Here is a 271-nt window from a genome sequence, read left to right on the forward strand (position 1 = left end):
CCCGAACGCGGCCGGTCCACCAGACCCTCCAACCGGTCCGCGACGAACCTCGAGCGCCACTTCCGCACGGTCTCCCGCGAGATCCCCAGGTCGTCCGCGACCTGCGCGTTCGGTCGGCCCTCGGCGCACGCCAGGACGATTCTCGACCGCAGCGCCAGTGCCTGCGAGGCCGTCCGCTTGCGCAACCAGCCCCGCAGGACACGGCGTTCGTGATCGGACAGCTCCAGCAGCAGCGGCTTCGGACCAGGCATCGCCCCACCCTACAACCGCA

1 protein-coding gene is annotated in these 271 nt (G+C 71.2%); it reads right to left on the bottom strand.

Annotation, left to right across the window (positions count from 1 at the left end):
- On the bottom strand, window positions 1-251 hold a 251-nt coding region (locus OSB71_RS24425; protein WP_265950974.1), incomplete at its 3' end, for a helix-turn-helix domain-containing protein.
- Between the last annotated feature and the right edge of the window lie 20 nt (window positions 252-271).

It is taken from the genome of Streptomyces marinisediminis, assembly GCF_026262575.1.
In the GTDB taxonomy this organism is placed as follows: Bacteria; Actinomycetota; Actinomycetes; order Streptomycetales; family Streptomycetaceae; genus Streptomyces; species Streptomyces marinisediminis.